The organism is uncultured Campylobacter sp. (assembly GCF_937981295.1).
Taxonomy (GTDB): Bacteria; Campylobacterota; Campylobacteria; order Campylobacterales; family Campylobacteraceae; genus Campylobacter_B.
In genome coordinates this window covers 1-8,520 of sequence record NZ_CALJPC010000062.1, presented here as the reverse complement: position 1 = coordinate 8,520, position 8,520 = coordinate 1, and the positions used below count along the sequence as shown (strand labels likewise).

The following is an 8,520-nucleotide window of genomic DNA, read 5'->3' as shown; positions in this document are numbered from 1 at the left end:
GCGATTATGATCTCATCTTTGCAAGCTTTTAGATCGCTCATTTTCATATTTGTATCTTTTGAAATTTTCATTTTTTACTCCTATCTTTTTCGTGCGTGATAAACTAAATTAGCGGCTACCTTTTGCTCGTAGCCTAAGGCTAAATTTAGCGCCGTCTTTTCATATAGCCTTGCGTTTTGCCCTTCGGCTAAAAACTCGCAGACCTCTTCGTCGATGCCGGCAAGCTCGCCGATTTTAATGAGCTCGTCGCGGCTGAGCGTCATCTCCGGCGAGTAGGTAAGCCTACTTTGCAGATAGCCTCCTAGCCTATCGATACGCTTTCTAAGCACTCCGATACCTACGGCAATTACGGCTATGCCTAGGTTTTCGCGTTTGCTAAACTCATAGATCTCGCGCAAAAGCTCAAATTTTCGCTCAAAAGTCAGATCGTTATCGCGCACGAAAAGATCGGCTTCGTCGATTACTATCAGACGGGTTTTTAAGTTTGCGATCGCCTCGCAAAACTGCTCGAATTTATCATCCGTATTGCCCTTAGGCTTTTCGCCCACGGCTCGCAGCAGTAAACTCATAAATGCGCTGGCGCTTAGGCTCTTTCTAGCCTTTACGTAGATACCGCCAAGTTCGCCCGTAAGCTTTTGAAGTAGGTAGGTTTTACCCATACCGCTTTCGCCCAAAATGAGCTCGAAAAAGCTAAGCTTCGTCTGCTCCATCCTATAGATGCGCTCCTTGATCTTTTGCTGTGCCAGGCTTAACCAAACTCCGCCATTTTGTGCCTCTTTTTTGGGAGTATTAGCGGCAATTACCTTATCTAAAAACGCCTCGATCGCGGCGGCATATAGCTCGCTTTTAGAGGAGTCATATTTGCCGTTTAGCACACCGCTAACGGTGCCTTCTCTCTTGCCGATCGCATCTGCGATCTTGCCTAGGGTTATGCCATAAGCTTTGCATAACTCAAATTTTTCTTTTAAACTCATCGCTCTTTCCTTTGCCCGTAGGCTAAATTTAAGCAAACGCTTATAAAATCCGCCCGCTAGCAGATTTTAAAGGCGCTTTACATCGCCGCCAAAAGTTCCTCGTTGCTCATAGCAATTTTGGAGTGCAGGCGCCTGCTGTTTTGTCTTTGCTTATCGACTTCAAACGCCGTACTCGCATAGGAGCTGATAGTATTAGGGCGTTTATAAAGGTTTGCGTAATAGCCAAACGCCTGCCTAACGGCGCTCACCACGGCCTCATTTTTAGCTAGCTGCGCGCTAAGCGCGGTATGATTGCGCGGATCTATACGATCTATCAAATGAGCCTCGCAAATAGGGCGATTATTTTTCATATCTACGACGAATACGCTTTCTACCTCGCCTCTGTTTATCCTTACCTCTACGTTTTGCCCTACGAATTTGCAAAGCGCAGGATGCGAATATGTCCGCCTCTGCCCCATTACCGATAGAGCTATGCAGCTATTTCTCACTCTGATAGATCTGCGTTCGCTAAAGATATACTCAAGCGTAGTTTCATCAAATACCGCCCTAGGCTTAGCCTCCAACTTATCTAAGAAGCTTTTTAAAGGATGAATTTTGCGGGAGGCGTTATAGTGTTCGTTCCACCACCTCACCGCCCGCTCGAAATATGAGATAAAATCGGTAAAATTAAGCGGATTTTGCTTTATATATTCAGCTATGATCTCGCTTTGTCTATCACCGTCCTTGTGATATCCCGCTCCGCCGCACTCAGCTATTACCATCTCGCCCATGCGGCGCTGGACGTGATTAAAGATATTTTCGATAGGTTTTGCGCGAGAATTCCTTACCTTCGCTTTTTTATGAAGCAGATTTGGCACTAGATCGTCAAAATCCCTAAATTTAATCCCGCTTAGCTGAGACCTGACGCCTGCGATATACTCGCTTAGCTCGGGTTTTCCGTTATCGGTATAGATGGCATCTGGGATGCCAAAGCGCAAAGCCATCTTTAGGCTATTGCCTACGCTTAGGCGGTTATATTTTCCAAGTACTATATCTATGCCTATGATCGCTCCGCTTCCCATATTGATCCAGACATAAGCGTTAGGGTTGATGACCTCTCCTGCGGGACCTACCGCATCGAAATCAAATACTATCTGATCGCCGCAGATCATCTCCATACTTTCGTAGCAGTTTAGATCGCGGATGATATGCATAGCCCACTCGTTTCGTACGCCGCGATCGCCGCAGCTTGCACGAAGTAGCATCGCTTTGATCTCTGGCGCCGCGGTTAGGCGGGCGAAGCTTTGGTATGAGCCGATTTTAAGGGCGTTGTCTTTCGCATAGGATTGCAGCTGCTCGTAAGCAAAGCTCTTGCTAGCTAGCGGATTGTGCAGCATAAAGCCTACCGCCCACTCTAAAGCGCTCATCTCAAAGCTGGAGCTTTTAAACTTAGCTTTAAAATCAATGCTTAGCTCGTCGTTTTTAACCTCTACTTCACTTTGCTTAAATAGCTTGGCCCACGAATAAAGCGTTTTTAAGCTCACTTCGTATTTCGCCGCTACCCCCTTGCCCCATAGCGTCTTACTCATTCCCGCAGGGCAGCTTTTTAGCTCGTTTATTGCCTTTAACTTATTCATCTTTTCTATATCCTTAATCTTTAGGCTCAGAGCGTTTTGCTCTGCTTCGCTGCGCTCGCAAGAAACGCCGCTTCGGCTTCGCCTTGCGTCGCTATACTCGTTTTGCTCTGCTTCGCTACGCTCGTTTTGCGGTGCGCAAATGAAAGCATCCGAGCCATTATTTATATTTGAGTCGCTATCCGTGAACGCCGCGTTATTTTCATCTACTGCTTCGTGCTCTAGGCTTTGGCGGTTTTGCGCCACTTTTTGGCATTCTTGATAAAATTTAGCTGCCACATCAGCTCTTCGGCTACCCTCTCCTCGCTCGTATCCCACGCCGTAGCTAGTGTTTTTACAAAAGCGCGCGTCGCACTCATAGCGTTGTCCGCCATCTTGTCCGCCTGCGAATACTTGAGCTTGACGAAGTACTTGTTCTGTCTGATCACCATCTTTATTTTCATTTTTATTCCTTTTATTTTGTCGCGCTCATCGCTGCAAATAGGTGCGGGCGCGCTTTGCTGTGAAATTTCGCCGTTTTCGTCGTTTATCAGATTATCATCAATCCAAATTTGAAGGGTTTTACCACCGCGACCGACGCCGTCGGTGTAGGTAAAACACAATATATTAGGTTTTATCGAGCAAAATTTTTTGCCTGCCTTTTCCGCACGCTTAACAGCTTTCATCAGAGCGTCATATTTGACGCTCAAAATTTCCGCCGCATGCTTACTGGTTACCCACATATTAGGCTACTTTTATCCCGACTTTTTTAAAGGTATTCTTGGCTTTTTTGGAGTAGTACCCGTTTAAAATGCTACTATAGCTTAGGTTATTCTCGCGACAAAAACGCTTTAGAGTTTTATTCGTCTTGATTTGGATTTGCTCCGCTACCCCGCCGCTTTTTACGTTACCGATAAAATCTATCATCGTTTAAGCTTCCTTTGATATAATTTTGGTATAGATGTCGAAATTATAATCTAATTTATTAGGTTTGTCAAGGGGATTTTATGAATTTAGCACAAAAGATTAGGTCTTTGCGAGAAAATAAAGAATGGACGCAAGGCGATTTGGCTGAAAAATCAGGTGTTGGCAAGTCCAGCATACAATTATATGAAAGCGGCAAAGGAAATATTACACAACTAAATTTAGAAAAAATAGCTTCTGCGTTTGGTGTAAATATATCTTATTTTTTAAACGACAAGATGTCCAATGGTTTGTCCATAAGTGTCCATAAGTCGTCCCCCAATTTGTCCCTTAGTCCCGCGAACCTTAAAAAGTCACAAAAAGAGCAGATCGCAGAGGATCAAATTTTCATCCGCAAGCTGAGCTCGGTCGTCGGTGCGGGCGAGAGCGCCGATATCGAAGGCGTCGAAGTATACGATACGGACGTGCTCGTGCCTTTTTCTCGGATGCTTTTTAATTTACCCGTAAACGAGCATAATATCCGCTGCCTCAAAGTCGTCGGATATTCGATGATACCGATGCTCTATCCGGATAGCTGGGTTATAGCCCGCATGGGGCCGAGCTTCGATGGGGATGGACTTTATATCATAGATTTCGGCGGAAATTTTATGGTAAAATTGCTACAAAAGCACCCAAACGGCACGCTTTTTGTTAATAGCGTCAATCAAGAATACCGCAGCTATGAGATAGGACCGAATGACGAGATCCGAGTACAAATCGTCGGCAAGGTTTTGCGCTGCGTGATTTGAAGCCTATTTTTAGGGATTTTGAAGCTTTTTGAAAGAACTTTGAAGCTATTTTGAAGCCCCCTAGGGCTCGTTTTCAAAAATGTGAAAAAAAAATGCGCGAAAATTGCAAAATTCGCATTTTAGTTTCTCATTTTTTACCTCAACCCTATATGCTTACAAATATCGCCCAAATCGCTATTTGCTCCGAATTTTTTGCCAATCTCACTTTTTTACCTTTTATATGAGATTTATCAAATTCAACAACTGTTTTTCACGGCGAGATAAACGGGATAAAATTGATTGCTTTTGCGGACTATTTTTGTAGCGACTATTTTAAGCGATGAAACGACAGTTAGTATCATCGGCGCACTGTATTCGAGCGCTTTTAAATTTGACGATTTCGTCGGTATTTTAAAATTCAAAGCATAAAAAAATCCAGTGCAAAAAAGACGGAATGGACAACCGAGTAAGTTTAGTCGGGGCAAAATATACGAATTTCCTTTTATAGCACCACGACCTCGGTTTCCAGTTCGATACCAAATTCCTCAAAAACGCGGCTTTGCGCTAAATTTATGAGCGCAATCACATCCTCAAAGCTCGCGCCGCCGAAATTTATGATGAAATTGGCGTGCTGCTCGCTAAATTTCGCTCCGCCGATCGCGTGGCCCTTAAGCCCCGCCGCTTCGATCAGCCTGCCCGCGGCGTCATTCGGCGGGTTTTTAAAACAGCTTCCAAAGCTCGCTCCCTTTGGCTGGTTGGCGCGTTTGGCAGCGAAATCCGCGGCGAGTTCGGTATCAAAGCCGCGCGAAATTTTAAACTCGGCGCCCAAAATCGGCTCCTCGATCCCGCTTCTTCGGTAGCCGAAGCTTATCCGCTCGCGCTCCACCCAGCCGCGCGTTAGGCGCACGGCAAGCAGGCTATCGCTGATGCTAGCGCCGGCGAGCCCCGCGTTCATTTTGATTAACCCGCCGAGCGTGCCCGGGATGTTTCGCAAAAACTCAAAGCCGCCGAGACCCTGCTTTTTGGAGAAGTTGTAAATTTTACCCGACTTCGTCGTAGCCCCGATGCTAAGGACGTCTCCGCTTAAGCTTATGCGGTCAAACTCCTCGCTTAGCATCGCAAGGTGCGGCGGTGCGGGCGAGATGAGCAGATTGTTGCCGCCGCCGATGATCGCGCCCCCCGCTATGCTCTCAAACTCCGCAAAATCGGCCTCGTCTTTTAAAATTTGCACCGCGAAACTCCCGCCGATGCGCACGGAGGTGTATTTGCTAAAATCTATCTGCTTTGTTTTCAAAATTTTGCCTTTTAAATTTCATTTCTAAATTTTGCGCTAGCCGCCCGCCGCTTTAAAATTTAACGATACTGTCGAGCCGCACGGCACAGTGCGAAACGCGAACGCTATTTCAAAATTTAACGCTGCTGCTGCGATTAAATTTAGCTCGCTTTCGATACGTTTTCAGCGGCGCACTACGTCGCACGCGCAACTCGCACTCTGCGGTACAAAATACAACCGCGCAATGTAGCGCCGCGCTGCAAAATTTCATCGCTGCGTAGCCTAAATTTGAGATGGAACATCGCGCCGCGACAATGGCGCCACAGCGCGGTCGATTGACGCGCTCAGCGGCAAAATCCGCGGCAAGCTCGGCGCTAAATTTTACGCGCAAATTTAAATTCACGTCGCACTCCGCAGCTAAACCCAAAAGCGGCGAAGGGGCTGCACCGCCACGGCAAGAACGCGGGGTAAAATTCTACCTCGCGTCTACCCTTACGCCAAAGTAAAATTTTCGCCGAGGCACAAACCCCTTAACGCCTAGAAATTTAGCCGAAACGAAGGGGCGTGTTCCGAGCAAAATCAGCCGAAGCAAGGCTCAAATTTCAACTAAATTTTAACCTCGCTCGCTTTACATCGGGTTTTGCCCGCCGCAGTCCGTAAAGCGAATCTCGTTATATTCGCGCGGGATAAAATTCTCCTGCGCGCTAATCGGCGCAGGGTAAAATCCGCGCTCGTAACCAAGCTCAAATAGCCTATCTACCGCCTTTATCTGCGCCCCCGAAAGCTCGATCGAGGCCTCGTTGGCATAAAGGCTCAGATATTTTTCGAGCTTTGCGTCGTCCACGCGAATGAGATTTCGCTCGAGAAGCATCTGCGACAAAAGCGGCTTATGCGCGGTGGCGATGCGCACGCCCTCCGTTAGCACGCGCTCGCACTCGATGGCGTCCGTTATCGGCAGGCTGCGGCGAACCGCCATACCTCCTAGCGGCAGCGGTAAATTTTCGCCCGCTAGCTCGCTCCAGATATCCCAGATCTCGCGCTCCACGCAAAGCTCGTCCGAAAAGTCCAAAATGCTCTCGTGTATCAGCACGCCCGCGTCCACCTCGCCGCTTAAGACAGCGCTCTCGATCTCTAGGAAATTTTTATAAATCACGCGCGCCTGCGGGTATGCCATGCGAAAAAGCAGGGCGTTTGTCGTGTGCTTGCCGCTTAGCGCGACCTTGAAATTTCGCTTTAAAATCGCGCCCTTTTTCTTAACCAGCTTTGGTCCGTAGCCCTCGCCGAAGCTCACCGCCGTGCGCAAAAGCGCGTATTCGTCGCAGATAAGCGGATATAACGCGAAGCTAATCGCCGTGGCCTCATAGGTGCCCTTTAGCGCCTCGTCGTTTAGCGTCTGGATATCAAGCGCCGTGGCGCTAAGCTTTAGATTTTTGGAGCTCACCCAACCGAAATCAATCGCCTTATACATAAAAATATCGTCGGCGTCGGGTGAGTGGGCGACGTTTATATGCTTAAAAATCTTCAAATTTTATCCTTTTTGCTCCGCTTTAAATTTCGCGCGCGGTGCGCAGCTTGATTCCAAAATGTTGCGAAATTATAGTGAAATTTTGCTACAGCCCTCATAAAAATGAGGAATTTCTAAAGAAAAACGTGAAAAATCGAGGCTCTTTAAAAGGCTAAATTTAATGCTCTCCGCTTACCGCGCAGAACTTTTACGCTCCTTAAAAATTTCAAATTCCGATGCCACGCCAAATTTGCGCGAATAATCAAAAATTCATTTCAAATTTGGTAAAATCAAACGAATTTATTTTTAAGGAAAAACATGGACGAGGGAAAGAAAAAGACGCTGGATGCGGCGCTAAAATCGATCGACAAAGCTTTCGGCAAGGGCACGCTGGTGCGGCTGGGCGATAAGCAGGTCGAGCCGATAGACGCCATCTCTACGGGCTCTGTGGGGCTTGACATCGCGCTTGGCATCGGCGGCGTGCCGAAGGGGCGTATCATCGAGGTTTACGGGCCTGAGAGCTCGGGTAAGACGACGCTTACGCTTCACATAATCGCCGAATGCCAAAAAGCGGGCGGAATTTGCGCATTTGTAGACGCCGAGCACGCACTAGACGTCAAATACGCTTCAAATTTAGGCGTCGATACCGACAATCTCTACGTCAGCCAGCCCGACTTCGGAGAGCAGGCGCTTGACATCGTAGAAACCCTGGCAAAGAGCGGCGCGATCGATCTTATCGTCGTAGATAGCGTCGCTGCGCTCACGCCGAAAAACGAGATCGAGGGCGATATGGGCGATCAGCACGTAGGGCTTCAGGCGCGACTTATGAGCCAGGCGCTGCGCAAGCTCGCGGGCGTCGTGCACAAGATGAATACGACGGTGATCTTTATCAATCAAATCCGTATGAAGATCGGCGCGATGGGCTACGGCACGCCAGAGACCACGACTGGTGGCAATGCGCTTAAATTTTACGCTTCGGTGCGCATCGATATACGCAAGATCGCTACTTTGAAACAAAACGAAGAGAGCATCGGCAACCGCGCCAAGGTCAAAGTCGTGAAAAACAAAGTGGCGCCGCCGTTTAAGATCGCGGAATTTGACATAATGTTCGGCAAGGGTATCAGCAAGGTGGGTGAGTTGATCGATTACGGCGTCAAGCTCGATATCGTCGATAAAAGCGGCGCGTGGTTCAGCTACGGCGATACGAAGCTAGGACAAGGTCGCGAAAACGCTAAAATTTATCTAGAGAATAACCCTGCTGTCGCCGAAGAGATCACTGCAAAGATCCGCGAGCAAATGGGTAGCGTAAATTTCAGCACAGACGCGGACGATGAAGAAAATTTACAAAGTGGAGATGAATGATGATTTATATCGAAGATGTTTATGCGATAGAGGTGTTAGATAGTCGCGGCAACCCGACCGTGAAGGCGACCGTGGCTCTAAGCGACGGCACCGTAGCAAGCGCGATAGTGCCAAGCGGCGCAAG

9 protein-coding genes are annotated in these 8,520 nt (G+C 47.8%); 3 read left to right on the top strand and 6 right to left on the bottom strand.

The annotated features are described in order from the left end of the window. Positions 1–80: 80 nt before the first annotated feature. The 4 genes from Q0135_RS05100 to Q0135_RS05085 all read right to left on the bottom strand — a co-directional run bounded on the left by Q0135_RS05100 (position 81) and on the right by Q0135_RS05085 (position 3,493). Positions 81–974: an ATP-binding protein gene (locus Q0135_RS05100; protein WP_297988829.1), complete on the bottom strand. Its 894-nt coding sequence runs from the start codon at positions 972–974 to the stop codon at positions 81–83. A gap of 77 nt (positions 975–1,051) precedes the next feature. Beyond that, positions 1,052–2,866 carry a Mu transposase C-terminal domain-containing protein gene (locus Q0135_RS05095; protein ID WP_297988827.1) on the bottom strand — a complete coding sequence of 605 codons (1,815 nt, stop codon included), beginning with the start codon at positions 2,864–2,866 and terminating at the stop codon, positions 1,052–1,054. Further along, positions 2,809–3,309: a hypothetical protein gene (locus tag Q0135_RS05090; protein WP_297988826.1), complete on the bottom strand. Its 501-nt coding sequence runs from the start codon at positions 3,307–3,309 to the stop codon at positions 2,809–2,811. The genes Q0135_RS05095 and Q0135_RS05090 overlap by 58 nt, the downstream gene beginning before the upstream one ends. Position 3,310: 1 nt before the next feature. Further along, positions 3,311–3,493 (bottom strand): hypothetical protein, encoded by a 183-nt coding sequence (locus Q0135_RS05085; RefSeq protein WP_297962917.1) that lies wholly within the window; start codon positions 3,491–3,493, stop codon positions 3,311–3,313. An 80-nt stretch (positions 3,494–3,573) separates the two neighbouring features. Here Q0135_RS05085 and Q0135_RS05080 point away from each other — a divergent pair, with 80 nt between their 5' ends. Beyond that, positions 3,574–4,278 (top strand): LexA family transcriptional regulator, encoded by a 705-nt coding sequence (locus tag Q0135_RS05080; protein ID WP_297962920.1) that lies wholly within the window; start codon positions 3,574–3,576, stop codon positions 4,276–4,278. A 481-nt stretch (positions 4,279–4,759) separates the two neighbouring features. On the opposite strand, the gene Q0135_RS05075 is transcribed toward Q0135_RS05080, so the two are convergent. Both Q0135_RS05075 and Q0135_RS05070 read right to left on the bottom strand, forming a co-directional pair. Continuing rightward, a complete protein-coding gene (locus tag Q0135_RS05075; RefSeq protein ID WP_297988823.1) occupies positions 4,760–5,551 on the bottom strand; it encodes a UDP-N-acetylmuramate dehydrogenase in 792 nt (263 codons plus the stop codon). Between the two features lie 607 nt (positions 5,552–6,158). Then, positions 6,159–7,055 carry a menaquinone biosynthesis family protein gene (locus Q0135_RS05070; RefSeq protein ID WP_297988821.1) on the bottom strand — a complete coding sequence of 299 codons (897 nt, stop codon included), beginning with the start codon at positions 7,053–7,055 and terminating at the stop codon, positions 6,159–6,161. A gap of 297 nt (positions 7,056–7,352) precedes the next feature. Between Q0135_RS05070 and recA the strand changes: the two genes are divergently transcribed. Continuing rightward, positions 7,353–8,396 carry a recombinase RecA gene (gene recA, locus Q0135_RS05065; protein ID WP_295150832.1) on the top strand — a complete coding sequence of 348 codons (1,044 nt, stop codon included), beginning with the start codon at positions 7,353–7,355 and terminating at the stop codon, positions 8,394–8,396. Beyond that, the coding region (locus tag Q0135_RS05060; protein WP_297988831.1) for a hypothetical protein at positions 8,396–8,520 on the top strand (125 nt) is incomplete at its 3' end. The genes recA and Q0135_RS05060, both read left to right, overlap by 1 nt.

What these genes read in the sequence shown, in the direction of transcription:
- Q0135_RS05085 (WP_297962917.1), bottom strand. Translation starts at nt 3,493, where the DNA reads ATGATAGATTTTATCGGTAACGTAAAAAGCGGCGGGGTAGCGGAGCAA.
- Q0135_RS05080 (WP_297962920.1), top strand. Translation starts at nt 3,574, where the DNA reads ATGAATTTAGCACAAAAGATTAGGTCTTTGCGAGAAAATAAAGAATGG.
- Q0135_RS05100 (WP_297988829.1), bottom strand. Translation starts at nt 974, where the DNA reads ATGAGTTTAAAAGAAAAATTTGAGTTATGCAAAGCTTATGGCATAACC.
- Q0135_RS05090 (WP_297988826.1), bottom strand. Translation starts at nt 3,309, where the DNA reads ATGTGGGTAACCAGTAAGCATGCGGCGGAAATTTTGAGCGTCAAATAT.
- recA (WP_295150832.1), top strand. Translation starts at nt 7,353, where the DNA reads ATGGACGAGGGAAAGAAAAAGACGCTGGATGCGGCGCTAAAATCGATC.